Below are 26606 nucleotides of genomic sequence, written 5' to 3'. Positions count from 1 at the left end.
TCAGTCGGTCAGGCGCACCACGCGCCCGCTGCGCACGCCCAGCGATTCGCCATCGCGCCACGCAGGCCGCCCGTTGACGATGACGGCATCGATGCCCTCCGCGCGCAGCGTGGGGGCCTCCCAGGTTGCGCGGTCGGCAATCATGTCGGCATCGAACACGGTGATGTCGGCAAAGGCGCCTTCGCACAGCACGCCGCGGCCGGGCAGGCGGAAATGCCGGGCCGTCAGCCCCGTCATCTTGTGTACCGCCTGTTCGAGCGAGAACAAACCGACGTCGCGGCAGTAGTGGCCCAGCACGCGCGGAAAAGTGCCCCACAGGCGAGGATGCGGTGACGCGTCGTGCGGCATGCCATCGGAGCCGATCATTGTTTGAGGAAAGGCGAGCACGCGCCGCACGTCGGCCTCGTCCATCAGGAAGTAGATGGCGCCGGCCGGCTGCAGCAAATCGACCGCATCTTCCATCGACACACCGAGGCGCTGCGCGATCGCGTCGAGGTCCATGCCCGCGAACTCGGGGTGTGGCTGTGACTGCGTGACAATGATCCGGCTCGACACCGCAATGCGGTCCTTGCGCAGGATGGTGGAGCCCGCGCAGTAGGGATAGCAGTCGAGCGCGATCGGCTGCTGCGCCATGGCCTCGCGCACGTGGGCCAGGGTTTGCACCGAACGGCCATGGTTGCGCGGGCCGATGAGCTTGTGGTGCGACACCACCACCGGTGCCTGCGCCGCGCGGCCGATCGCGAAGGCTTCGTCCAGCGCGGCGAAGACATGGTCGCCCTCGTCGCGGATGTGGCTCGCGTACACGCCTCCGTAGGGGCCGATCACTTCGGCGACTTGCGCCATCTCTTCGGTCGTGGCCGGCATGGCCGTGGGATAGGCCGCGCCGGTGGACAGCCCGATGGCGCCGCTGGCCATGGCCTCGGCGAGCAGCGCCCGCATGCGTGCGATTTCTTCCGGCGTGGCGGCCCGGTCTAGGCGCTCCATCGTCGCCGCGCGCAAGGTGGTGTGGCCCACCAGGCAGGCCGCGTTCACCGCGGCGGGCGCAGCTTCCAGGCGCGCGAGGTAGGCCGCGAAGGTGGCGTCGCCGAATAAGGCGGGGTCGTGGCCCAGCAGGTTCAGCGGTGGCGGCACGGTGGCGCCGGCCGGAGCGCCCCAGGGCGCGAGGCTGATGCCGCAGTTGCCGGTGACGACCGTCGTCACGCCCTGGCTCAGCTTCGCCGGCATGTCCGGCTCGAGCAGGAGGTAGCGGTCGTCGTGCGTGTGCGAGTCGATGAAGCCCGGCGCCACGATGCGGTCGGTGGCGTCGATCTCGACCGTGCCACGCAGCGCCGACAGCTCGCCGACGGCAGCCACGCGCGCACCGCGGATGCCGACATCGGCCTGGTGCCGTGCGCTGCCGGTGCCGTCGATCAGTGTGCCGTGGCGCACCACGAGGTCGAAGTCGGCCATGTGCGTGCGCGCGCTTCAGTCGAGCTTGGCGCCCGAGTGCTTGACCACGTCGGCCCACACGGGGCGCTCTTTCCTGGCGAGGTCGAACAGGTCCTGGCGCGGACCGGTGTGGACCTCATAGGCCTGGGCGGCCAGCTGCTGCTTCACCGCGGGCGAATTCAACGCCTTGTTGAAAGCCGCGTTGAGAGCGTCGAGGATCTTCGGATCGACGCTGGCCGGTGCAACGTAGCCGGTCCACGCCACGGCCTGGTATTTCTTCAGGCCGGTCTCCGCGATGGTGGGCAGCTCGGGCAGGCGGCTGTCGCGCGCGGCGCCGGTCACGGCCAGCGGCGTGATCTTGCCGCCCTTGAGGTGCGGGGCGATGGAGGTGATGTTCTCGAACACCAAGTCCACCTCGCCGCGCATCAGCGCCATGTCGGCTTCCAGCCCGCCCTTGTACGGGATGTGCACGATGGACACGCCAGCCATCGACTTGAACATCTCGGCACTCAGGTGGCCGGTGGTGCCGTTGCCGCCCGAGGCCACGGTGAGCTTGCCGGGCTGCTTCTTGGCCATGTCGATGAGGCCGGCCACGTCCTTCACGCCGAGGTCGCTGCGCACAGCCAGCAGGTTCTGCACGAAGCCGGTCAGTGCCACCGGGGCGAGCTGCGTGTCGGCGTCGTAGGGCAGCTTCTTGTAGAGCGACTGGTTGATCGCCAGCGTCGCCACGTTGGCGTAGGCGATGGTGTAGCCGTCCGCGGGGGCGGCGATGGTGGCCTGCGTGCCGATGATCCCGGAGGCGCCGACGCGGTTCATCACCACCACCGACTGGCCGAGGTCGCGGCCCACCGCATCGGCGAGCAGCCGCGAGACGATGTCGGGCGTGGTGCCGGCGTTGAAGGGCACGATCAGGGTGATCGGCTTGTCGGGGTACGCGGCCTGCGCGTAGCCGCACAGGGCGAGTGCGGCCAGCGGCGCGGCCAGCACATTCAAGAGCCAGCGGCGGGAGGCAAAGGAACGGACGTTGAAGAACGACATGGTCAAGGCTTTCTGAAGAAGATCGATGGAGGGGCTTGCGGTCTCCTGGGCGACGCTGCGCCGGGGCATGGCGGCGTCTGCCTCGTTGCTATGGGAATGGATGAAATGGGCGCTACGCCATCACGGACTGCAGGACCGGCAGGTCGACGTTGCCGCCCGAGAGAACGAGCACGGCGCTCTGCCCGCGCAGCGAGACATTGCCGGCCAGCATGGCCGCGAGCGCCACGCTGCCGCCGGGCTCGACGACGAGGTGCAGTTCCTCCAGCGCGAATCGCATCGCGCGGGCCACCTCCGCATCCGTCACGGCGACGGCCTCGTGCAGCAGCGGCTGGTTGATGGCGAACGGCAGCTCTGCGGGCGTGACGGCCTGCAGGGCATCGCACAGCGTGCGCGCGCCGGGTGCATTGGTCTCGCGCCGGCCGCTGCGCAGCGAGCGCACGGTGTCGTCGAAGCCCGCGGGCTCGACGGCCACGCGCCGCGCGCCGGGGCTCAGCGCATCGAGGGCCAGGCAGCAGCCGGCCATGAGGCCGCCGCCGCCGCACGGCGCTGCGAACAGGCCCAGGGTTTCCCGCGCACCGGCCGGCAGGTCTTGCAGCGCTTCCAGTGCCACGGTGCCCTGCGCGGCCAGCACCTCGGGGTGGTCGCCCGGCGGAACCAGCGTGCCGCCGGTCTCGGCCAGCAGGCGCATGCCGATGTCCTCGCGGCTTTCCCTCTCGCGGTCGTAGTGGACGACCTTCGCGCCGTGCGCGAGCGCGCGCGCCACCTTGGTCTTGGGGGCATCGACCGGCATCACGATGGTGGCCGGCACGCCCAGTTGCCGCGCCGCCCAGGCAATCGCCTGGCCGTGGTTGCCCGTCGAATAGGCCACCACGCCGCGCTCCCGCTGCTGCGGCGTGAGCGCCAGCAGGGCGTTGAAGGCGCCGCGGGCCTTGAAGGAGCCGGTGACCTGCAGGCTCTCGGGTTTGATCCAGACGGTGCCGCCCGCCAGCGCGTCCAGTGCGGGCGAGCGCAGCAGCGGCGTGCGCTGCACGTATGGCGCAATGGCTTGTGCGGCGCGCAGCACGTCTTCGAAACGGGGCACGCGCATCGTGCCGAGCATCGCGTGCTCGATGTGGTCCGGCAGCGCCGCGGCAGAAGTGGAGGAGGTGCTCGTCATCGCGCAGGCCTCCTTCACGCCGGTTGCCACACGGGGGGCTCGGTGCTGCCGGTCTGGCTGGTGAGGCGGGTGTAGGCCTCCAGGCGGCGGTGCTGGGCGAAGTTGAAGATGGTGTTGCGGCCCAGCTGGCACATGTCCAGGTTGCAGTCGGCCACCACCAGCTCGTCGTCCCAGCTGGTGGCCATGGCCATGATCTCGCCCTGGGGGTTCACGATGACGGAGTGGCCCATCAGCTCGAAGCCGTCTTCATTGCCGGCCTTGGCCACGCCCACGCCGAAGGTGGCGTTCTGGTAGCACCCGGCCTGGATGGAAAGCTGCGAGTGGAAGTTGCGCAGGTGGTGCGCCTCGAAGCCGCGGTTTTCCTGGTTCACCGCCGGCGTGTTGTAGCCCAGCATGACCAGCTCGACCTGCTGCAGCCCGAGCTCGCGCCACGCTTCGGGCCAGCGGCGGTCGTTGCAGATCAGCATGCCCAGGTTCACGCCGTCCATCTGGCCCACCGGCGCCCGCACGACCGGGAAGCCCAGGTTGCCCACCTCGAAGTAGCGCTTCTCCAGGTGCTGCACCTTGCGGATGGTGGAAAACTCCTTGTGCCCCGGCAGGTGCACTTTGCGGTACTTGAGCACGATCTCGCCAGAAGGCGCGATCACCACCGAGGTGTTGAAGCGCCGCTTGCGCACCACGCCGGTCTCGTCGGCCTCGTGGGCGATCTCGGCGTAGCCCAGGTAGCAGGTCAGCCCATAGCGGCGAATGGCATCGAAGATCGGCCGTGTGGCGGGCGAGGGCAGCGCCTCCTCGTACCACGCGTCGGCCTCGTCGAGGTTCTCGACGTACCAGCGCGGAAAGAAAGTGGTCAGCGCCAGTTCGGGAAACACCACGACATTGGCGCCGCGCTGATGCGCGCGCTCCAGCAGGCGCACCATGCGGGCCACGACGGCATCGCGGCCTTCGGCTTTCTGGATGGGCCCGAGCTGGGCGGCGGCGACGGTGATCAAGCGGTTCATGGCGGCAGAAAAGTTGGTCTGAGCCAAATGATCTGGCCCGCCGCCCCTGCGGCCAACTGCGCCTGAACCGCCCCGGCAGGCCGCGAGGGCATGCTTCGGATCTGCCGCAAGTGATTGATTTCAAACACAAAACCCGTGGCGCTCAAGGCGCCCCGATCCGCTCGTCGATAACCGCGCGTTATGCCCTGGGGACAAAAGGTGATGAACGTCCGGCCCGCGCTGTCAATGGCGCGCAACGAATGGCCCGGCTCAGGGGCGAGGCGCACGCACGGGCGCATCCTCGCCCGGGTGCTCCGGCAGCGTGAGGGCGAGCGCACTGTCGCGCCCCTCCTGCTTCAGCAGCCGCTTGAATACGGCCAGGAATTCCTTCGCCATGGCCGACAGCGGGCTGACGTTGGTGTGGATCAGGTAGATGCGGTGCGCGAGCGCGGGCGAGAGCGGCTTGAGCACCACGCCATCCGTCATCACCGAGCGCCGCGCACCGAAGGCTTCGATCAGCGCCACGCCGACGCCTTCACGCACCAGCGCCATCGCCTCGGGCGTGGAGCGGATCTCGACGTCGGCGCGCAAGGGCAGGCCCGACGCGGCGAGGAAATCGGCAGTGAGCCGGCCGAAGGGCGTGTCGCGCCCGTAGCCGATGAAGGTCTGGCCCACCAGGTCGCTTGCGCTGATTGCCTCGGCCTGCGCCAGCGGATGGCGCTCGGGCACCGCGCATTCGATGAAGCTGTGGCCGATCGCCCGCGATGCCGCGTTGGCACTGGCCGGCGGCGGCATCGAGGAGATCGCCAGGTCCGCGTGCCCCAGCAGCACGTGCGGCAGTAACTGGTCGAACGGCAATGGCCTGTACTTGATGCGCACGTCGGGATAGCGGGCCCGGAAACGCTTGATCGCCACCGGTATCAGCCACTCGCTGAAGCTGGGGCTGGAGACCAATGACAGCTCGCCTTGCGAACCGCCGACCAGGTCGGCCGCCAGTGCATTGAAGCGACGCACGCCTTCCAGGATGCTTTCCACTTCCGAGAACAGGCGGCGCGCCTCGGGCGTTGGCTGCAGGCGCCCGCGCACGCGCTCGAACATCAGCATGCGCAGCCGGCTCTCCGTCGTGGCCAGCACGCGGCTGACGGCCGGCTGGGAAACGCACAGCATGCGTGCCGCCCCGCTCAGGGTGCCGGCAATCATGATGGCGTGGAAGACTTCGATCTGCCGCAGATTCAGCGGCACCGGCGGGGTCAGGAGCGTGGCGGGCATGGCGTGGGACACCATGCAAGTAGCACGCCACTGCGCGGAGGCTGCGCGGAGGCTGCGCGGCCTGCAGCCTGCTAGCGCGCCCCGAACATCGCGTTTTCGAACAGATCCTTGAACTCGCGCGGCTGCGAGCGCCAATACTGATGCGGCGCTTTTACCTGCGCGCCCAGTTCGGCGGCGGCATGCCACGGCCAGCGCGGGTCGTAGAGGATCGCGCGTGCGAGCGACACCGCATCGGCCTGCCCCTTGGCAATGATTTCCTCCGCCTGCCGCGGCTCGGTGATGAGGCCCACGGCAATGACTGGCATGCCGACCTCCGACTTCACGCGCTCGGCAAACGGCACCTGGTAGCCCGCGCCGAGCGCGATGGCCTGCTTCGGCGACACGCCGCCGCTCGATACGTGGATGGCCGCACAGCCACGCGCTTCGAGCGCCTTTGCAAAGGCGACGGTGCCGTCGAGGTCCCAGCCGCCCGGCACCCAGTCGATGGCCGAGACGCGCACCCACACTGGCTTGTCGGTGGGGAAGACTTCGCGCACCGCATCGAACACCTCGAGCGGAAAGCGCATGCGGTTCTCGAGGCTGCCGCCGTATTCGTCGTCCCGGTGATTGGCCAGCGGCGAGAGGAACTGGTGCAGCAGGTAACCATGCGCCGCGTGGATCTCCAGGCCATCGAGGCCCAGCCGCGCCGCGCGCCGTGCGGCTTCGACGAAGGCGTTGCGGATGCGGGCGAGCCCTGCAGCATCGAGCGCGATGGGCGGGTCTTCGGTGGGCGCATGGGGTACGGCCGAGGGCGCATACGCCTTCCAGCCGCCGGGCTCGTCCGGCCGGATCTGCTTGCCGCCTTCCCACGGTGCACGGCTCGATGCCTTGCGCCCGGCGTGGCCCAGTTGCATCGCGACCTTGATGGGCGAGTGCGCACGCATCGCATGCAGCACGCGCGCCAGGCCTTCTTCATTGGCATCGGAATACAGCCCGAGGTCGCCGGGCGAGATGCGCCCCTCGGCTTCCACCGCCGTCGCTTCAAGGATCAGCAGCCCCGCTCCCGAGAGCGCGAGATGGCCCAGGTGGATCAGGTGCCAGTCGCCCGGCGTGCCATCGACGGCGGAGTACTGGCACATCGGCGCGATGACGATGCGGTTGTCGATCTGCAGGGGGCCGAGCCGCAGGGGCTCGAAGAGACGGGGCTTGCTGATGCTGTCGTTGCTCATGACGATGCGGCTCCACAGGTGCTGTAGTTGCGCGAATTCTGCGGGGTCTTCGCGATCGGTGCCGGGGCCGGCGCGGAAGCCTTGCGGCTCAGGGCGGTATGGATCAGCAGCGCGCCGACCACCATCGCCATGCCTACTGCCTCGTTCACCGTGGGCAGCCTGCCCAGCGCCGCGCTCATCAGCAGCGCCGACACCGGCACGAAGTTGATGAAGGCCGTGCCCGTCACCGCGCCCAGCGTGCGCACGCCGTAGTTGAAAGCCAGCACCGCGATGGCCGAAGACACCAGGCCGACGTACAGCAATGCCTGCCACGACAGCCGCAGGCCTTCCATGCTGGGCGCATGCGTCCAGCCCAGCAGCGTGCCGACCAGAGCCATGGCCAGCAGCAGCGGCCACGAGGCCAGCACCGTGAGCGCGGTGTACTCGATCACGTCGAGTTCCGGAAAGCGCGCCGCGCCGCGCGTGTACCAGACCCAGCCCAGCGTTCCGATGAAGGCCACCGCGTCGCCGAAGAGCGTCGATTCGCCCGAAGCCCCGGCGCCGAACAGCAGCCCCGACACGATGGCCACGCCCAGCAGCGACAGCGCCGTGGTCAGCAGCGTGGAGCGGCTCGGCCGCACGCCGTCGAGCGCCCAGCGCAGCAGCTGCGTGGTCATGGGCGTGGTCGCCATGATCACCGCGCCGTGCGAGGGCACCGAGTGCGCCAGGCCCGCCAGCAGCATCACGCTGAAGATGCCGAAGCCCGCGAACCCGCGCACCGCCAGCGGCCCGGCATGCTGGCGCAGCTTGCGCCACGGCGCCGCCCCGCGCGGAACGATCAGCAGCACGAACAGCAGCGCGGACATGCTGTAGCGGATGAGCGTGAACCACGCCGGCTCGACGTGGTGCAGCACGCCCTTGCTGACCAGGAACATGCCGCCCCACCCGGAGGTGGCGAGCAGCAGCGCGGCGATGCCGAGCAGGCGTTGGCGATGGGACATGGGGAAGCCTTTTCTTGCAATGAATCAATGCCCCAAGAATCGGTGCTGGGGCCCGCAAATGCCATTCGCTTCTTTGGACAGGGGTCTCCAAAAAAGCGAACAGACTGAAGCGGCCGCCAAGCTCACAATCCGCTCCCATGGAGCTCTACCAACTCAAGACCTTCGTCGCCATCGCCAAGGAAGGCAGCCTGACCCGCGCCGCCGAGCGCGTGTTCACCAGCGCACCGGCAGTGAGTGCCCAGCTCAAGGCGCTGGAAGACGAGCTCGGCGTGAAGCTGTTCGAACGCACGCCGAAGGGCATGTCGCCTACCGAGGCCGGCCTCAGCCTGCTGGAAGAGGCCGAGCGCACGCTGGCTTCCGCATCGCGCATGCGCTCGGCGGCCGACCAGCTGCGTGGTGCGGCGCAGGGCGTGGTGCGCTTCGGCACCGTGGTCGATCCGGTGGCGCTGCGGCTCGGAGAGGTGCTGGTGAAGCTGGCGGAGCGCCATCCACAGGTCGCGCTGCAGCTGAAGCAGGGCCTGTCGTACGAAACGCTGTCGGCAGTGCAACGCGGCGATCTCGACTGCGCTTACGTTCTCAGCGACGGCGAGCAGATCGATGGGCTGGAGCTGCATCGTCTTGGCGTGATCGACCTCGTCGTGACCCTGCCGCTGCCGGTGGCCGAAGCGCACCCCGACCTCTCGCTGGACCAGCTTACGAACCTGCCATGGGTGGGCACGCCGCCTTCGTGCATCCTGCGCGTGCATCTCGAAAAGCTGTTCGCCGGCGCAGGCCGTGAATACCGCCAGGGCCGCACGGCCGATGGCGAGAGCGCCATCCGCAGCATGGTCGCAAGCGGCATGGGCGCGGGCCTGATGCGGCTCGATCAGGCAGAGCAGGGCGAGCGTAATGGCGAACTCGCGATCTGGAACGGATGGCGTTCGCACACGTGGCTGTGTTGGGTTGCGCCGGCAGAGGGCAGGCGGCCTGTGGCGGTTGATGCCGTGCGCAGTGCTGTGATGGAGGCGTGGGCTTGAAGTGTTGGCGTGGCTCGTTCGGGGCGCGATCGTTCAGCGAGCAGGGACAAATTTTCACCACCCAGTGCTCATTCTTAAAAGCTTCTTCTTAACAGGCATGCCAAACGGCTTATTGCCCGCACAACGAGCCGCCGATACCTTCGAATCGCGCCTCATCCGAGGCGCGATTCGCATGGAAAACGGACAACCACAATGGCTCATTCACTCCCCGCGTTCCGGCCCAACTTCGGCCGGCGCCTGCAACAACTACTGGCGTGTGCCGCGCTGCTCGCGGCCGCCACCGTCACATCGGCCGCCGAGCCCGCCAAAGATCATCCGCTGGTCGGGCGCTACGAAGGCTCGGTGATGGATGCCTTCCAGAGCAAGGACTACGACGAAGTCGGCCTGCTGCGCGAACCGATCCAGAACTGGGGCGACCCCGTGCCCAAGCCGCGCCTGCTGCAAGTCGCGGGCAAGGTCTCGCTCTACTACTACCGCCTGCCCGATGGTCGCTCGCTGCTCGAAGTGCAACGCAACTACGAGGCTGGCCTGAAGGCCAAGGGCTTCCAGACACTGTTCGCGTGCGCCACCACCGACAGCAGCTGCTACAAGAAAGACCCCGACCGCGAAACGCCGTTCACCGACGTCTCGGTGCTGGCCAACACCATCGACACGCCCGAATGGCCGATGATCGGCCGCGGGCGCCAGTTCGTGAGCAACTATTTCGACAACAGCGGCCGCTACCTCCTCGCGCAATACGACGGCCCCAACGGCAAGGTCTACGCCAGCATCGCGCTCGCCGAAGGCAACAGCCGCGGCAACTTCGCCTTCGTGCGCGTGGTCGAGAGCAAGGCGATGGAGAGCGACAAGATCGTCTTCGTCGATGCCACGGCCATGCAGAAGGGGCTGGCGGAGAACGGCCGCATCAGCCTCTACGGCATTCACTTCGACCTCGACAAGGACAGCATCAAGCCCGACTCGCAGCCCACGCTCGACGAGATCGCCAAGCTCATGCGCAGCAACCCGCAACTGCGCGTGCAGGTGGTGGGCCACACCGATGCGCAGGGCGAAGAGCCGCACAACGCAGACCTCTCGCGCCGGCGCAGCGTGTCGGTCATTGCGGCGCTTGCGAAGACGGGGCTCGATGCGCGGCGCTTCACTTCGCGCGGCGCCGGTTCCAAGGAGCCGGTGGCGCCGAACACCAACGAAGAAGGTCGCGCGAAGAACCGTCGCGTCGAGCTGCTGCGGCTGTAGCCGCGCGGTCAGTCGGCGGTCAGCTGACGGTCGTCAGATCGGGGCCGGCTTGCAGTCGGTTTCCATGGATTGCCGGGATGGCAGGCCACGCTTGGGCCTGTCATCATTCGCGGCTGCATGAATAACGACTCGAAGAATTTTCTTGCCGATCTGTTGAATCGCGCCAGACAAGCCCTGGCGGACCCGGCGGGTGTGCTGCCCGCGGCAACGCCCGCCACCGGCGAAGCAGGGTGCGTGGTGTTCCTTGCCACTGGTGAAGACGACAGCCGGGCTCGCGTGGTTTCTGGGCGTGGCGCAGACATCGACGCCGCATGGCGCGCCGCCGCCGAGAAAGCCAAGCGCACCGGCCAGGCACCACAGCGCCTGCGCGCCGAGGTGGTCGACAAGGTCACGCCCATGAGCTGGGCCGCGCTGAAGACGAAGCTCGCCAAAACCAAGCGCAACTACTTCAACGAAGGCATCGCCTTCGATGCGCGCTTCGAGTTCGCGCTGCTCGCGCAGGAAATGCACGGCAGCGCGATCCTCTACAACGGCGACGTGGAGCATGCCGAGCCCAACACCGGCAACCTGCGCCTGCACTGCAAGCGGCGCTTCGGCCGCGAGATCGACTTTCCGACTGACGACGCAGCGCTCGTATGGTGCTTCACCACGCGGGCCGTGTACGTGGATGCGAAGGGTGCATGGCTCATCACCGCCGAAGGCCAGGCGGCTGGATTTCGCGAGCTGCGCGAATGGAATGCGCGGCAAGTCCATGCGCTGGTCGACAACGCCGGTAACTACCTCGCCGAGCAGGTCAAGCCAACGGGCGAGTTCCACTACGGCTGGTTTCCCTGCTTCGACCGCGCTATCTCCACCTACAACACGCTGCGCCACGCCAGCTCCACCTACGCGATGCTGGAAGCGTGGGAGTTCACGCGCAGCGACACGCTCAAGGCCGCCATCGACCGCTCGCTGGCCTTCCTCACCGGCACGCTGATCCGCCCGGCCCATCTGCCGGACGGCACACGCGCCGCCTACCTGCTGGACATCGGCAGCGAGATCAAGCTCGGCGGCAACGCCGTGTGCCTGCTCGCGCTGGTCAAGTACACCGAACTCACGGGCGACAGGAAATACCTGCCGCTGCTGGAGCAGCTCGCGCTCGGCATCCGCCACATGCAGGATGCGGAGACGGGCAGCTTCGTGCACGTGCTGAATGCGCCCGCGCTCGACGTGAAGGACAGGTTCCGCGTCATCTACTACGACGGCGAGGCCGCCTTCGGCCTGATGCGGCTGTACGGCCTCACGCGCGACGAGCGCTGGCTCGCGGTCGTCGAGAAGGCCTTCGATCATTTCATTGCCGCCGAACACTGGCGCGCACACGACCACTGGCTGAGCTACTGCGTCAACGAACTCACGCGCTACCGGCCCGAGACGCGCTACTACCAGTTCGGCCTGCAGAACGTGGCGGGCTATCTCGACTTCGTGCTGGAGCGCATCACCACCTTTCCCACGCTGCTCGAACTGATGATGGCCGCGCGCGACATGGTGCTGCGGCTCGAAGCCGATCCCGCATTGCGCCCGCTGCTGGCCGGGCTCGACCGCGACAAGTTCGACCGTGCGCTGGCATACCGCGCGCGCTACCTCGCCAATGGCCACTTCTGGCCCGAGCTGGCGATGTTCTTCCGCAACCCCGCGCGCATTGCCGGCTCGTTCTTCATCAAGCACCACAGCTTTCGCGTGCGCATCGACGACGTGGAGCATTACCTCTCGGGGTATGTGGCGTACCACCGGATGCTGAAGGAGCGCGAGGCACAGCAAGACGCGCAGGCAACAACAGCTACCGGCATCATTGCCTGGGGCGGTGACGTGAATCTCGCGCGCCGCCAGCACTACCGGCTGCACGAACTCGGCGGCGCGAAAAAGATGCTCGGCGACATCGCCGCGCTGCGCGAGGCAGACCTGCGCATCGCGAACCTCGAGTGCGTGGTTGCCACCATCGGCGAGCAGGGCGTCGACAAGGACGAGACGGCTCCCTACTACTACCGCGCCCGCCCCGAAATGCTCGCGGTGCTGACCGAGGCCGGCATCGGCATGGTCACCACCGCCAACAACCACAGCGGCGACTATGGCCCCGATGCGCTCATGGAGCAGCAGGGCCTGCTGGACGCGGCGGGCATCGCCCACGCCGGCACCGGCCGTACGCCAGAGGCCGCGCTGCGCCCGGCGTTCCGGCGCGCGGGCGGTGTGCGCGTGGCGCTGTTCTCGCTCGACGCCACGCAGCCCGAATTTGCCGCCACCGCCGAGCGTGCGGGCGCCGCCTGGCTGTCGCTGGACGACCCTGCTGCGTGGACCGCCACGCTCTCGCCGCGCATCGAGGCCGCGCGCCGCGAGGCCGATGTAGTGCTGGTGGCTGTGCACTGGGGCGCCAACCTCGAGACCGAACCCACGCAGGCCGAGATCGAAGTCGGCCACGCCATCGTCGATGCCGGCGCGGACGCGGTCCTCGGTACTTCGGCGCATGTGCTGCAGGGCATCGAGATCTATCGCGGCCGGCCGATCCTGCATGACGCCGGCGACCTGCTGTTCGACTCGGTGCGCAACGACTTCGGAGACTCGGGCGTGTTCTCGCTGACGCTGGGGCCGCGCGGTGTCGAGGAGGTGATGTTCACACCCATTGGCGTCGGCTTCGGTTTCTCGCGGCAGCTCGAAGGCGACAAGGCGCAGGCGCTGAGCGAGCGCTTTGCAGCGCAATGCCGCGCGCTCGGGACGGAGATGTTTCTGGTGTCTGGCGGCCGTTGCGCGGTGCGACTGTCGCCGCCCGAGCGGCCTGCCTTTCGGCCCGACTTGGCCTCTGCGGCCGCACCAGCTTTCCGCCAGTCGCCCGTCGTCGGCCCGGTCCAGGCGCCGCGGCCGGAATGGCTGGTCGACGCCGTGCCCGACGACGCGCGCATCACGCCACTGCAGATCGGCCCGCTGCGCCTTGTGGGCCTGCGCTGCACGCCGCGGCAGATCGTCGGGCGCCGCATGCTGTGGGTCGAATCTTTCTGGACCGCTGACGAGCCTGTTGCGGTCGACCTGCGCTTGTACTTCCGCGCGATGCCGATGCGCAGCATCCGCATGCCGCCCTGGGGCGAGAGCATGGACCACGACCCCTGCGACTGGATGTGGCCTACCAGCCGCTGGGAGCCCGGCCGCATCTACCGCGACCGCTACGGCCTGCGCCCGCCGCGCGGCGGCCTGCTGGAAAGCGACGTGCTGCAGCTCGAAGTGAGCGTGCGCGGCACACTTCCTGACCTGCCACCCGCGCGCCGTCTCGCGCTGTGGTGCGGCCTGCGCGTGCCGGACGCTCCTACGCCCTTGCCGGAACGCACAGCGCCAGTGCTCATGGCCGACCGCCCCGGCGCGGGCCCCGACCCCGCGCCCGTGTGGACCGCCGAGCAACTGCAAAAGGCCACGCGCGGCCGATGGCTCGTCGAGCCGCCGCCGGGCTGGTTCGCCAACTCGGTGGTGCGCGGCCCGGTCCACATGGGGCTGCTGCCGAAGCCCTCGCTCTTCGTCGCCTCCGACTACCGCACACTGGCCGCGCACGAGAACTACAGCAAGCCGCGCACCGACAACTGGGACCGCCACCTCGAACTGCCCCGCCTGCACTCCGAGCTGGCCGGCGCCGTGGTCGCGCATGCGGTGGACGGGCTCGACCCGGCCTTCCCGCTGCTGCAGGTGGACGACCCCATTGCCGCAATGCTCGCCATGGGCGCCGCCGCGCGGTCGCGCTACAAGGGCTTCGTGGTGGGCGTGACCGGCACGGTCGGTAAGTCGTCCACCATCGCGATGCTGCGCGACCTGCTGCCCGAGCGCGCGCGCGTGCACACCACCATCGACAACTACAACTCGCGTGTCGGCGTGCCGGCCATGCTGGCCAACCTCGGGCCCGACGTGGACGTGTGCATCCTCGAAATGGCGCAAAGCGGGCTATGGATGGACCGCGGCCCTATCTCACTGGTGGCGCGGCCGCACGTGGCACTCATCACCGAGATCGGCCTGTCGCAGACGCGCCAGGCCTCGACGCTGGAACTCACGGCCGAATACAAGTCGCGCATCTTCCTGGGGCTGGAGCCCGGCGGCGTGGCGATCGTGCCCGATCACATTCCCTGCCTGCAGCAGGTGGTGGCAGCGGCTGCGCGCACGGCGGGCGCCGTCTGGGTGGTGGGCACCGGGCCCGACGCGAACGTGCGCATTGTCGACACCCGGCCTGAGCCCGGTGGCGGCTGCCGCGTGCGTATTGCCGTGCCAGGGCGCACGCTGGAGTACCTGTTTCCGGTCGAGAGCGCGGGGCTGGTGCGCAACTCGGCGCTCGCATTCGCGGCCCTGCTGGCCATGGGCTTCGATGGCGAGGCCGCCTGCGCGCGCATGCCGCACGTGCGCCTGCCGGCCTCGGTGATGCAGGTGCGCGCGCTGCGCACGCAGGCCGGCGTGCAGGCCACGCTGATCGACGACAGCTGGAACGCCGAAGTCATGTCGATGCATAACGCGATGGAGTTCGTGCGCACCTGGCAGCGCGCGGAGAGCAGCGGCCCTGTGATGCGCAAGATCGGCGTGCTGGGGCGCATCGTGAATCTCGACAACGACGCCGAGGCCATGCACCGCAGCCTGGCCGGGCCGCTGCTGGCCTCGGGCATCCAGCACCTCGTGACGCATGGCGAAGAAATGCGCTGGCTGCGCGAGGAAGTGCCCGCCGATCTGCTCGGCCCGCACTTCGACAACGCCGTGCAGCTCGCGAACTACCTCGAAGGCTTTTTGCGCGACGGCGACCTGGTGCTGGTGAAGGGCGACCGCGACCGATCCGACTTCGGTAGCATCCCCGCACTGCTGCAACGGCTATGACTGCATCGAGCCTCTTCCGTCGATATGCGCGCTGCGCCCTCGTTCTGCTCGCGCTGGCGCAGGCCGCCTGCGCGCAGCGCACCGGCCCCGACGTGCCGCAGCCCTTCGCCGCGGCCAACGACGAAGTGCTGCACTGGAACCAGCCCGCCGACCGCTCCGGTTGCCCCGACCGCAACAGCTACCTGTGGGTGCAGACCCCAGAGGGCCCCGCCTGCATCCGCTACTTCGCGAGCGACGACATCGAGGGCGCGCGCATCGCCATCGTGCAGTTCTCGGGCGACCGCGACAGCGTGATGGACCAGGCGCCCACGCGCATTCCCGATAACACCGAAGACCTGCGCATGCTCGATGCGCAGCGCAGCCGCGACCGCGCGGGCGTGCCGTGGATCTTCGTGGCGCGGCCCGGCACGTACGGCTCTTCGGGTGACCACCGCAAGCGCCGCCAGCTGGTGGAGTTCCACGCGCTCGATGCCGCGCTCGACGCACTCATGCAGCGCCACAGGCTGCAGCGCATCGTCATCGTCGGCCACAGCGGCGGTGCCACCGCGGGCGCCGCGCTGCTCACGCTGGGCCGCACGCGCGTGGCCTGCGCGGTGCTGACTTCGGGTGCCTACGGATTGCTGGAGCGCGCGCGCCTGCTGGGCCGCTCCAAAGACGGCCGCACCGACACCACCGGCAGCGCGCAGTTCTATGACCCGCTGGACCACGTGGGCGGCATCGTGCGCGACCCGGCACGGCGTATCGTGCTGATCGGCAACCGCGACGACAGGAACACGCCGTTCGCGCTGCAGGAGCGCTTTGCCGACGCTGTGTCCAAGGCCGGTCATCGCATCGAACTGCGCACGCACACCGCCGAGCCGCCCGACTACCATGACCTCAAGGACCGCATCGCGCTGCGCACCGCTTCGCAGTGCGCGCGCGAGGCGTTGTTCCCCTAAACAATTCCGGCAGGCAGGAGACACATGAGCAGCAGCATCACATCGCGCGAGTTCGGCCGCACGCCCGACGGCCGCGCCGTCACCGAATACACCCTGGGCAACGGCCGCGGCCTGAGCCTGAGCGCCATCAACCTCGGCGGCATCGTCACCGCGCTGCGCGTGCCCGACCGCGATGGGCGCAGCGCGAACATCGTGTTGGGCCTGCCGACGCTCGCCGACTACCTCAAGCCGCATCCGCATTTCGGCACCATCGTCGGACGCTATGCGAACCGGATTGCGGCGGGGCGCTTCACGCTCGACGGCAAGGCGCATCAGCTGGGGCTGAACGATGGCGTCAACTCGCTGCACGGCGGCGCGAAGGGATTCGGCACGCGCTTCTGGGACATCGTGCCGCTGTCGGCGCAAGAGGCCGGCGACGACATCGCCATCGAGCTGCGCTACACCAGCGTCGACGGCGAAGAAGGCTACCCCGGCGAGGTACAGCTGACGGTGCGCTACACGCTGAGCGCGAGTGCCAACACATGGCGCATCGACTACAGCGCCCTGACCGACAAGCCCACGGTGCTGAACCTGAGCCACCACGACTACTTCAACCTCGCAGGCAGCGGCTCGGTGATGGACCACCGGCTGATGATTCCTGCGAGCCGCTACTGCCCGGTGGATGCGACGCTGATTCCGACTGGCTTGGCCGATGTGGCTTCGACGCCGCTCGACTTTCGCAGCGCGACTCGCATCGGCGAGCGCATCCGCGAAGGCCATGAACAGTTGCTGCTTGCGCATGGCTACGACCACAACTGGGTGCTGGACCGTGCTCAGGTCGATCGCGGCCTTGCTTTGGCGGCACGGCTGGAGCACGAGGCCACAGGCCGCGTCATGGAGGTGCATACCAGCGAGCCCGGGGTGCAGTTCTATTCAGGCAATTTTCTCGACGGCAGCCTGATGGGCAGCGCGGGTGCCAGCCTGCGGCAGGGCGATGGGCTGTGTCTGGAGACGCAGCACTATCCCGACTCACCGAACCAGCCGGGCTTTCCGTCTACGGTGCTGCGGCCGGGGGAGGTGTTTCGCAGCTCGACGGAACATCGTTTCGGCGTTATCGGCTGAACTAGCCCGCGAACAGTGCCGCCGGCACACCCGGGCTGTCGATGCGCACCTTGAACAACCCACCCGCCAGCGGCTCGGCCGCCTGCTGTTCTGCAGTAAGCCCGTTGCGCGCGGTCGTGATGTAGAGCGTGCGCAGGTCGGCATCGCCGAAGGCGCAGTCGGTGACGTGGCTCGCGGGCAGCACGATGCGGCACAGCTCGGCTGCGCTCACCGGGTCATGGCAGGTCACGCAGGAGCCGCCCCAGTGCGCGATCCACAACCGGCCGGCCGCGTCGGTGGTCATGCCGTCGGGCAAGCCATCGGGCTTCGGAAAGCGGTGCCACACGCGCCGGTTCGACACGGTGCCCGCTTCCATGTCGAAGTCGTAGGCGTACAGGTTGTTCAGCACCGTGTTGTTGAAATACATGGTGCGGCCGTCGGCTGACCACGTCGGGCCGTTGGTCACTTCGAAGCCGTCGTCGTGCTTCGTGCAGCGGCCGTCGGCGTCGTAGCGGTAGAGCGCGCCGGTGGGAGCCTTGCAGTCGAAGTCCATGCTGCCGCCCCAGAAGCGGCCGCGGCTGTCGCACTTGCCGTCGTTGAAGCGGTTGCCGGTGCGCTCGGGTTCGGGCTGGTGCAAGTAGTGCGGCTTCGCGCCGGCACCCGGCAGCTGTGTCGTGTCGAAGAGCGCGAAGCCGCGGCGCAGCGTGAGGATCAGGCCCGGTGCCGTCGCGCGCTCGGAGATCGCGGTGATCTCTTCGTCGAACTGCCAGGCCCGTCGTGCACCGTCGGCGGGGCGAAACCAGAACAGGCGCGGCGTGAGGATGTCGATCCAGTAGAGCGCCTGTTCGCGCTGCGACCAGAGCGTGCCCTCGCCGAGCTCGGCGCCGGCGGGCCAGATGCATTCGGGCTCGCCTGCGACCGAAGGCGCGGGCAATGAGGGAAGGGGGCTTGTCTCTTTCATTTGTTCTTTCCTTGTGATGTCTTCTTGACGCGGCGGATCGTATCAAGGCATATTGATAACGGAAATTGAAAATACTGGCATCAACTGATATTCATATTGCAATGTCATGTGATGCGTACCTCGGAGACTTTTCTTGAATTCCCCCCAGCTTTCCATTCATCCCAGCCTGAAGGACCGCACGGTGTTCGTCACCGGTGGCGGCAGCGGCATTGGTGCGGCCATCGTCGCTGCTTTTGCTGCGCAGGGCGCGCGCGTAGCCTTCGTCGATATTGCCGAGGGCGCCAGCGCGGCGCTCGCGCAGCAGATCAAAGAGGCCGGCCACGCGGCGCCATGGTGGCGCGCCTGCGACGTGCGCGACATCGCCGCGCTGCAGAAGGCCATTGCCGACGCGGCCGCCGAACTCGGCGACTTCGCTGTGCTGGTCAACAACGTGGCGAGCGACGACCGCCACACGCTCGAATCGGTCACGCCCGACTACTACGACAACCGCATGGCCATCAACGAGCGGCCCGCGCTGTTCGCGATCCAGTCGGTGGTGCCGGGCATGAAGCGGCTGGGCTTCGGGTCGGTGGTCAACCTGGGCTCGACGGGCTGGCAGACCAAGGGATCGGGCTACCCCTGCTATGCAATTGCCAAGTCGTCGGTGAACGGGCTCACGCGCGGGCTCGCGGTGGACCTGGGCCGCGACCGCATCCGCATCAACACCGTGTCGCCCGGCTGGGTGATGACCGAGCGGCAGGTGAAGCTGTGGCTCGATGAAGAGGGCGAGAAGGCCTTGCAGCGCAACCAGTGCCTGCCCGACAAGCTGATGCCGGAAGACATCGCGCGCATGGTGCTGTTCCTCGCGTCTGACGACGCGAAGATGTGCACGGCGCAAGAGTTCACCGTCGACGCCGGCTGGACGTAATCAGGCACTCCCCCAGGCTTCGCGCACTTCGTGTCGCTTCGCCAACCCCCTCGCCGGGGGCAAGGCCAGCGGCCCGGCAAAGCCGGTTCCGCGGCATTCCGCGAATGAATCCGGTCAATCGATTTCGAGTTTGCGTCCGTAGACGCTCATGCTGGCCGTCTTCAGCGCCTTCATCATCACTTTCGCCGCCGGCGACAGCAGCCGGTCGGTGCGCGTGATGATGCCGAAGGCGTCCATGTGGCAGGGCATGTCCAGCGGCAGCAGCGACACGATGCCGTGCGCGGCGTAGTAGCGCGCTACGTCGGTTGCGAGCACGGCCACCATGTCGCTCTGTTGCAGCATGCGCGTGATGAAGAGCAGGGCCGAGCTCTCGATGGTGTTGGTCGGCGGCGCGAGCCCTTCTTCCTGGAACATCAGCTCGAAGCGGTGGCGCAGCACGCTGCCTGCGGGCGGCACGATCCAGCCGGCGCTCACCACGTCGCGCAGCGTGAGCCCGCTCACGCCCAGCAGCGGATGGCCGGGGCGCACCAGCGCGCACACGGGCTCTTCGGTCAGCGCCTCGTAGCGCAGCTGTGACTTGTCGTGCTCGGCGAACAGGCGCGCCACCAGGATATCGAGCTTGCCTTGCTCCAGCCGTTCGATCAGCACCGGGCTGGTCTCGATTTCCAGCGACACGCGCAGGTCGGGCTGCTCGCGCTTCACCATGGCCACGGCGGGCGGCATCAGCGTGAGGCCCGGCGCGGTGATGGCGCCCACGCTCACCTGGCCGAAGCGGCCGGCCTTGAGCGCGGTGAGTTCGTCGTGCGCCTGGTTCAGGCTCGCTAGCGCGACGCGGGCGTGGCGGATCATGGTCTCGCCGTACCAGGTCGGGCGCATGCCGCGCGGCAGGCGGTCGAACAGCGGCACCTCCAGCACGTCTTCCAGGTCTTTCAGCAGCTTGGAGGCGGCGGGCTGCGTCATGTTGAGCACCTGCGCCGCGCGGTGGATGTTGCCTTCCTCGGCCAGGGCCACGAGCAGCAGCAGTTGCCGGGTCTTGAGCCGGGCGCGGATGAACCAGTGGTTGTAGTTGGTCATGTCGTCTCTTGAAACGAAGGACTGATCGGGTTTTCCAGAATCCGATGATCGATATCCATTTTGCTTAAAAAACGATTGGATTGATATCAAATCTATTCATAGACTCGCAGCACTCCAAAAACAACAGAGACAAGGTCCGCGCCCCGGTGATTCACGGCGAGCTCCATCAGAACGTGCGGCAGTACATCAATGGCCGCTGGGAAACCAGCGCGACCACGGGTGTGAGCGCCAATCCCTCGGACACCAGCGAAGTGGTGGCCGAGTACGCACGTGCCGATCGCCGCCAGGCCGAGGCCGCCATCCGCGCGGCCACCGAGGCCTTTCCCCACTGGAGCCACAGCACGCCGCAGCGGCGCGCCGACGTGCTCGACCGCATCGGCGCCGAGCTGCTCGCACGCAAGGACGACCTGGGCCTGCTGCTGGCGCGCGAGGAGGGCAAGACCCTGCCCGAGGCCGTTGCGGAAGTGGCGCGCGCGGGCCAGATCTTCAAGTTTTTCGCGGGTGAAGCCCTGCGTGGCGGCGGAGGCGAGAACGTGGCCTCGGTGCGCGCGGGCGTGCAGGTCGACGTCACGCGCGAGCCGGTCGGCGTGGTGGGGCTCATCACGCCGTGGAACTCGCCCTTCGTCATTCCGGCCTGGAAGATCGCGCCCGCGCTGGCCCATGGCAACAGCGTGGTGTTCAAGCCGGCCGAACTGGTGCCGGCCTGCGGCTGGGCGCTGACCGAGATCATCAGCCGCGCGGCCTTGCCGGCCGGTGCCTTCAACCTCGTGATGGGCAGCGGCCGCGAAGTGGGGCAGGCGCTGGTCGACAGCGCGCTGGTCGATGCGCTGAGCTTCACTGGCCCCATGGCCAACGGCGAGCGCATCCTGCAGGCCGCTGCCGCGAGGCGCGCGAAGGTACAGCTCGAAACAGGTGGCAAGAACGCGCTGGTGGTGCTGGCCGATGCCGACCTCGACCGCGCCGTCGATTGCGCGGTGCAGGGCGCGTACTTCTCGGCAGGCCAGCGCTGCACCGCGTCGAGCCGGCTCATCGTCGAAGCGGCGGTGCACGACGCCTTCGTCGCAAAGCTGCGCCAGCGGCTCAAGACACTGAAGATCGGCCACGCGCTGGAGCGCGGCGTCGACATCGGCCCGGTGGCCGACGAAGAACGCCTGGCGCAGAACCTCGCCTGGGTCGACGTGGCGCGCGAAGAAGGCGCCGAGCACGTGTGGGGCGGCGAAGCGCTGGAGCGCGCCACCGTCGGCCACTACATGAGCCCCGCGCTGTTCCTGGCCAAGCCCTCGCACCGCATCGCGCGCGAGGAGATCTTCGGCCCGCTGGCCTGCGTGCTGCGCGCCGACGACTACGACGAAGCGCTCGCGCTGTGCAACGACACGCCCTTCGGCCTGTGCGCGGGCATCTGCACCAATTCGCTGAAGCACGCGATGCATTTCAGGCGCCATGCCGTGGTCGGCATGACGATGGTCAATCTGCCGACCGCGGGGGTGGACTTCCACGTGCCCTTCGGCGGCCGCAAGGGGTCGGGCTACGGGCCGCGCGAACAAGGGCGCCACGCCGCGGAGTTCTACACGACGGTGAAGACCGGCTACATGCTGGCCTGAGCCGCGACGAAAAACGGTTCTCAACAAGCAAGTCAACAGAAGGAGACATTCCATGACCATGAATCGCCGCACCCTCAACACCGCGCTCGCCGCCGCTGCCCTCAGTGGCATGCTGCCCCTCTCTGCGCTCGCGCAGAAAAAACTGGTGCTCGGCTTTGCGCAGGTGGGGGCCGAGAGCGAATGGCGCACTGCCAACACCGAGTCGATCAAGTCGTCGGCCAAGGAGGCGGGCATCGATCTCAAGTTCTCCGATGCGCAGCAGAAGCAGGAAAACCAGATCAAGGCCATCCGCTCGTACATCGCGCAAAAGGTGGACGTCATCGCGTTCTCGCCGGTGGTGGAGTCGGGCTGGGAAACGGTGCTGCGCGAGGCCAAGGCCGCCAAGATCCCGGTGGTGCTGACCGACCGCTCCGTCAACACCAAGGACGACTCGCTCTATGTGACTTTCATGGGCTCCGACTTCACCGAGGAAGGCCGCAAGGCAGGCCGCTGGCTGGTCGAGAAGATGAAGGACCAGAAGGGCGAAGTGAACATCGTCGAGCTGCAGGGCACCGTGGGCTCGGCCCCGGCCATCGACCGCAAGAAGGGCTTCGAGGAAATCATCAAGGCCGACCCGAAGTTCAAGATCATCCGCTCGCAGACCGGCGACTTCACGCGCGCCAAGGGCAAGGAAGTGATGGAAGCCTTCCTCAAGGCCGAGGGCAAGAAGATCAATGTGCTGTTCGCACACAACGACGACATGGCCATCGGCGCGATCCAGGCCATCGAGGAAGCCGGCCTGAAGCCGGCGAAGGACATCACCATCATCTCCATCGACGGGGTGAAGGGCGCCTTCGAAGCCATGATCGCCGGCAAGCTCAATGTGTCTGTCGAATGCAGCCCGCTGCTCGGACCGCAGCTTATGCAGGCCGTGAAGGACATCAAGGACGGCAAGACGCTGCCCAAGCGCATCGTGACGGTCGAGGGCATCTTCCCGATGGAAGTTGCAGCCAAAGAATTCCCCAATCGCAAGTACTGAGAGCCCACACCCATGAAACGCAAATTCCTCAAAGCCTCTCTCGCGGGCATCGCGTTCGCCATCGTCGGCTTCACGCCGCTGGCCAACGCGCAGGACAAGGGCCTGATCGCCATCTCGATGCCCACCAAGTCGTCGGCCCGCTGGATTGCCGACGGCGCCAACATGGTCAAGTACTTCAAGGACAAGGGCTACAAGACCGACCTGCAGTACGCCGACGACGACATCCCGAACCAGCTCGCGCAGATCGAGAACATGGTGACCAAGGGCTCGAAGGTGCTGGTGATTGCGGCCATCGACGGCACCACGCTGTCCGACGTGCTGCAGAAGGCGGCCGACAAGGGCGTGAAGGTCATCGCGTACGACCGGCTCATCAAGGGTTCGAAGAACGTCGACTACTACGCCACCTTCGACAACTTCCAGGTCGGCGTGCTGCAGGCGCAGTCGATCGAAGCGGCGCTGGGCCTGAAGAGCGGCAAGGGCCCCTTCAACATCGAACTGTTCGGCGGCTCGCCCGACGACAACAACGCCTTCTTCTTCTACAACGGCGCGCTCTCGGTGCTCAAGCCCTACATCGACAGCGGCAAGCTGGTGGTGCGCAGCAAGCAGATGGGCATGGACAAGGTCGGCACGCTGCGCTGGGACGGTGCGGTGGCGCAGGCGCGCATGGACAACCTGCTGTCGGCCTACTACACCAAGGACCGTGTCGACGCGGTGCTGTCGCCGTACGACGGCCTGTCCATCGGCATCCTGTCGTCGCTCAAGGGCGTGGGCTACGGCTCGGGCTCGCAGCCGATGCCCATCGTGTCGGGTCAGGACGCCGAGGTGCCCTCGGTCAAGTCGATCCTGCGCAAGGAACAGACTTCCACCGTGTTCAAGGACACGCGCGAGCTGGCCAAGGTCACGGTGGCGATGGTCGACGCCATGCTCTCGGGCAAGACGCCCGAGGTGAACGACACCAAGACCTACAACAACGGCATCAAGGTCGTGCCCTCGTACCTGCTCAAGCCGGTGAGCGTTGATGCATCGAACTGGAAGACCGTGCTGGTCGACAGCGGCTACTACAAGGAAAGCCAGATCAAGTGAGCATCGAAAGCAGCATCGCCGATGCTGGTGCAATCCTCGAGATGCGTGGCATCACCAAGACGTTTCCCGGCGTGAAGGCGCTGAGCAACGTCAACCTCAGCGTGCGCGCCGGGGAGATCCACGCAGTGGTCGGAGAGAACGGCGCGGGCAAGTCGACGCTCATGAAGGTGCTCAGCGGCGTCTACCCGTGCGACTCTTACACCGGCGAGATCCATTTCGAGGGCGAGCTGCGCCGCTTCCGGGGCATTGCCGACAGCGAGAAGCTGGGCATCATCATCATCCACCAGGAGCTGGCGCTGGTGCCGCTGTTGTCCATTGCAGAGAACATCTTCCTGGGCAACGAGATTGCCAGCGGCGGCGTGATTGACTGGTTTGCCGCCTATGCGAAGACGCGCGAGCTGCTCGCCAAGGTGGGCCTGAAGGAGCCGCCGACCACGCTGGTGACCGACCTGGGCGTGGGCAAGCAGCAGCTGGTGGAAATCGCCAAGGCGCTGGCCAAGGAGGTGAAGCTGCTGATCCTCGACGAGCCCACCGCCAGCCTGAACGAGAACGACAGCGATGCGCTGCTGATGCTCCTGCTGGAGCTCAAGCGCCAGGGCATCGCGTCGATCCTCATCTCGCACAAGCTCAACGAAATCGCCAAGGTGGCCGATTCGATCACCGTACTGCGTGACGGCGCCACGGTCGAGACGATGGACTGCGCGCGGCAGGCGATCAGCGAGGACCGCATCATCCGCGGCATGGTCGGGCGCGACATGGCGCACCGCTATCCGCAGCGCGACCCGAAGATCGGCGAGACCGTGTTCGAGGTGCGCGACTGGCGCGTGCACCACGCGCTGCACGCCGACCGCGAGCAGATCAAGGGCGTGAGCCTGAATGTGCGCAAGGGCGAGATCGTCGGCATTGCGGGCCTCATGGGCGCGGGCCGCACCGAGCTGGCCATGAGCGTGTTCGGCAAGTCCTACGGGCAGCGCATCAGCGGCTCGGTGTTCATGCATGGCAAGCAGGTGGACGTGAGCACGGTGCGCAAGGCCATCGACCACGGCATCGCCTACGTCACCGAAGACCGCAAGGGCCTGGGGCTGGTGCTGGAGGAAGACATCCGCAAGAACATCAGCCTGGCGAATCTCGATGCGATTTCCGAGTCTTCGGTGATCGACAACGGGCGCGAATTCAAGGTGGCCAACGAGTACCGCAAGGCGCTCAACATCCGCTGCTCGGGCGTCGAGCAGCTGGTGGTCAACCTGTCGGGCGGCAACCAGCAGAAGGTGGTGCTGAGCAAGTGGCTCTTCACCAAGCCCGAGCTGCTGATTCTCGACGAGCCCACGCGCGGCATCGACGTGGGCGCCAAGTACGAGATCTACACCATCATCGACCAGCTCGCGAGCGAGGGCAAAGGCATTCTCATGATTTCTTCGGAACTGCCGGAACTGCTCGGCATGTGCGACCGCATCTACGTGATGAACGAGGGGCGCTTCGTCGCCGAGTTTCCGGCCGCCGAGGCCTCGCAGGAACGCATCATGCATGCCATCGTGAGTGCGGGGAGTTCGGTTCATGTCGCAGCCTGAAGTCAACGCGGTGAAGGCCGCCATTCCCGCTTCCGAAGCGCCGAAGCTGCACGTCGGTTTCCTGAAGAACAACCTGCGCGAATACGGCATGCTGATCTCGCTGGTCGCGATCATGGTGCTGTTCCAGGTGCTGACCGACGGCACGCTGCTGCGGCCACTGAACCTCACCAACCTGCTGCTGCAGAACAGCTACGTGGTCATCATGGCGCTGGGCATGCTGCTGGTGATCGTGGCGGGGCACATCGACCTGTCGGTGGGCTCGGTGTGCGGCTTCATCGGCGCGCTGGCTGCGGTGCTGATGGTGGAGTACGAGTGGCACTTCGTGCCCACGGCCATCGTGAGCATTCTTGCGGGCGCAGTCATCGGTGCGGCGCAGGGCTGGTTCGTGGCGTTTCGCAAGATCCCTTCGTTCATCGTCACGCTCGCGGGCATGCTGGTGTTCAAGGGGCTCACGCTGGCGCTGCTGGCGGGGCAGTCGGTGGGGCCGTTCCCGGTGGAGTTCCAGCGGCTCAGCTCGGGCTTCATTCCTGATCCGCTGGGTGGCGATGCATTGCGCACCACCTCGCTGGTGGTGGGCGCGCTGGCCGCCGCGGCGCTGGTGTTCTTCAAGCTGCGCGGGCGCGCCAAGCTGGCGGCGCACGGCATGGAGCAGGAGCCGTATGCCTTCTTCCTGGTGAAGAACCTGTTCTTCGCCGCAATCATCCTGTTCTTCAGCTACCTGCTCTCGACCTACAAGGGCCTGCCCAATGTGCTGATCGTGATGGCGGTGCTGATTGTGGTGTACGACTTCGTCACCAACCGCACGACCATCGGCCGGCGCATCTATGCGCTGGGCGGCAATGAGAAGGCGGCGCGACTGTCGGGCGTGAAGACGCAGCGGCTTGCGTTCCTCACTTTCGTGAACATGGGCGCGCTGGCGGCGCTGGCGGGCCTGGTGTTCGCGGCACGTCTCAATACGGCCACGCCCAAGGCGGGCCTGGGCTTCGAGCTCGACGTGATCGCGGCCTGCTTCATCGGCGGCGCATCGGCCTCGGGCGGCGTGGGCCGGGTGATGGGCGCGGTGATCGGCGCCTTCATCATGGGCGTGATGAACAACGGCATGTCGATCCTGGGCATCGGCATCGACTACCAGCAGGTCATCAAGGGGCTGGTGCTGCTGGCGGCGGTGTTCATCGACGTCTACAACAAGAACAAGTGACGGCTGT

The 26606-nt window shown here is 67.3% G+C and carries 20 protein-coding genes; 11 read left to right on the top strand and 9 right to left on the bottom strand.

What is annotated here, in order from left to right; translation table 11 throughout:
• From ACZYSP_RS12575 to ACZYSP_RS12545, 7 genes are all read right to left on the bottom strand, one after another.
• Complete coding sequence (locus ACZYSP_RS12575) at positions 1-1449, bottom strand: N-acyl-D-amino-acid deacylase family protein (RefSeq protein WP_093076028.1); 1449 nt, start codon at positions 1447-1449, stop codon at positions 1-3.
• 15 nt (positions 1450-1464) lie between these two features.
• Complete coding sequence (locus ACZYSP_RS12570; protein WP_489014427.1) at positions 1465-2466, bottom strand: Bug family tripartite tricarboxylate transporter substrate binding protein; 1002 nt, start codon at positions 2464-2466, stop codon at positions 1465-1467.
• Positions 2467-2578: 112 nt separating this feature from the next.
• Positions 2579-3565: a threonine ammonia-lyase gene (locus ACZYSP_RS12565; protein WP_489014529.1), complete on the bottom strand. Its 987-nt coding sequence runs from the start codon at positions 3563-3565 to the stop codon at positions 2579-2581.
• A 71-nt stretch (positions 3566-3636) separates the two neighbouring features.
• Positions 3637-4623, bottom strand: a complete 987-nt coding sequence (locus ACZYSP_RS12560) for an N-carbamoyl-D-amino-acid hydrolase (protein ID WP_489014425.1) — start codon at positions 4621-4623, stop codon at positions 3637-3639.
• A gap of 249 nt (positions 4624-4872) precedes the next feature.
• Positions 4873-5871, bottom strand: a complete 999-nt coding sequence (locus ACZYSP_RS12555) for a LysR substrate-binding domain-containing protein (RefSeq protein ID WP_093172680.1) — start codon at positions 5869-5871, stop codon at positions 4873-4875.
• A gap of 71 nt (positions 5872-5942) precedes the next feature.
• Entirely contained in the window at positions 5943-7079 is a 1137-nt protein-coding gene (locus ACZYSP_RS12550; RefSeq protein WP_489014422.1) for an NADH:flavin oxidoreductase/NADH oxidase, read from the bottom strand.
• Complete coding sequence (locus tag ACZYSP_RS12545; protein WP_489014420.1) at positions 7076-8059, bottom strand: DMT family transporter; 984 nt, start codon at positions 8057-8059, stop codon at positions 7076-7078. The genes ACZYSP_RS12550 and ACZYSP_RS12545 overlap by 4 nt, the downstream gene beginning before the upstream one ends.
• A 137-nt stretch (positions 8060-8196) precedes the next feature.
• Here ACZYSP_RS12545 and ACZYSP_RS12540 point away from each other — a divergent pair, with 137 nt between their 5' ends.
• From ACZYSP_RS12540 to ACZYSP_RS12520, 5 genes are all read left to right on the top strand, one after another.
• Positions 8197-9075: a LysR family transcriptional regulator gene (locus ACZYSP_RS12540; protein WP_093048165.1), complete on the top strand. Its 879-nt coding sequence runs from the start codon at positions 8197-8199 to the stop codon at positions 9073-9075.
• A 192-nt stretch (positions 9076-9267) separates the two neighbouring features.
• A complete protein-coding gene (locus ACZYSP_RS12535; protein WP_093076020.1) occupies positions 9268-10308 on the top strand; it encodes an OmpA family protein in 1041 nt (346 codons plus the stop codon).
• A 117-nt stretch (positions 10309-10425) separates the two neighbouring features.
• Positions 10426-15171, top strand: coding sequence for a CapA family protein (locus ACZYSP_RS12530; protein WP_489014417.1), 4746 nt, complete (start codon positions 10426-10428; stop codon positions 15169-15171).
• Entirely contained in the window at positions 15168-16109 is a 942-nt protein-coding gene (locus ACZYSP_RS12525; protein WP_489014415.1) for an alpha/beta hydrolase family protein, read from the top strand. The genes ACZYSP_RS12530 and ACZYSP_RS12525 overlap by 4 nt, the downstream gene beginning before the upstream one ends.
• A 24-nt stretch (positions 16110-16133) precedes the next feature.
• Complete coding sequence (locus ACZYSP_RS12520; protein ID WP_489014413.1) at positions 16134-17210, top strand: aldose epimerase family protein; 1077 nt, start codon at positions 16134-16136, stop codon at positions 17208-17210.
• Position 17211: 1 nt separating this feature from the next.
• Here the strand turns inward: ACZYSP_RS12520 and ACZYSP_RS12515 are convergent, their stop codons facing one another.
• A complete protein-coding gene (locus tag ACZYSP_RS12515; RefSeq protein WP_093048181.1) occupies positions 17212-18150 on the bottom strand; it encodes an SMP-30/gluconolactonase/LRE family protein in 939 nt (312 codons plus the stop codon).
• 133 nt (positions 18151-18283) lie between these two features.
• Here ACZYSP_RS12515 and ACZYSP_RS12510 point away from each other — a divergent pair, with 133 nt between their 5' ends.
• A complete protein-coding gene (locus ACZYSP_RS12510) occupies positions 18284-19057 on the top strand; it encodes an SDR family NAD(P)-dependent oxidoreductase (protein ID WP_093048184.1) in 774 nt (257 codons plus the stop codon).
• Positions 19058-19171: 114 nt separating this feature from the next.
• Here the strand turns inward: ACZYSP_RS12510 and ACZYSP_RS12505 are convergent, their stop codons facing one another.
• A complete protein-coding gene (locus tag ACZYSP_RS12505) occupies positions 19172-20131 on the bottom strand; it encodes a LysR family transcriptional regulator (protein WP_093048190.1) in 960 nt (319 codons plus the stop codon).
• A 146-nt stretch (positions 20132-20277) separates the two neighbouring features.
• Here ACZYSP_RS12505 and ACZYSP_RS12500 point away from each other — a divergent pair, with 146 nt between their 5' ends.
• The 5 genes from ACZYSP_RS12500 to mmsB are packed head-to-tail and all read left to right on the top strand — an operon-like array spanning position 20278 to position 26599.
• Complete coding sequence (locus ACZYSP_RS12500; RefSeq protein ID WP_489014409.1) at positions 20278-21732, top strand: aldehyde dehydrogenase family protein; 1455 nt, start codon at positions 20278-20280, stop codon at positions 21730-21732.
• 52 nt (positions 21733-21784) lie between these two features.
• Positions 21785-22750: an ABC transporter substrate-binding protein gene (locus tag ACZYSP_RS12495; RefSeq protein ID WP_093076011.1), complete on the top strand. Its 966-nt coding sequence runs from the start codon at positions 21785-21787 to the stop codon at positions 22748-22750.
• Positions 22751-22762: 12 nt separating this feature from the next.
• Positions 22763-23833 (top strand): multiple monosaccharide ABC transporter substrate-binding protein, encoded by a 1071-nt coding sequence (chvE, locus tag ACZYSP_RS12490; protein WP_093048199.1) that lies wholly within the window; start codon positions 22763-22765, stop codon positions 23831-23833.
• Between the two features lie 41 nt (positions 23834-23874).
• The gene (gene mmsA, locus ACZYSP_RS12485) at positions 23875-25401 is read left to right on the top strand and encodes a multiple monosaccharide ABC transporter ATP-binding protein (protein WP_093050256.1); all 1527 of its coding nucleotides are present in this window, start codon (positions 23875-23877) and stop codon (positions 25399-25401) included.
• Positions 25388-26599, top strand: coding sequence for a multiple monosaccharide ABC transporter permease (mmsB, locus tag ACZYSP_RS12480; protein ID WP_093076010.1), 1212 nt, complete (start codon positions 25388-25390; stop codon positions 26597-26599). Before mmsA ends, mmsB begins: the two co-directional genes overlap by 14 nt.
• Positions 26600-26606 lie beyond the last annotated feature (7 nt).

It is taken from the genome of Variovorax sp. F042, assembly GCF_057814215.1.
Note: the sequence above shows the minus strand (reverse complement) of the source record. Positions and strands in the feature narration are given on the sequence as shown.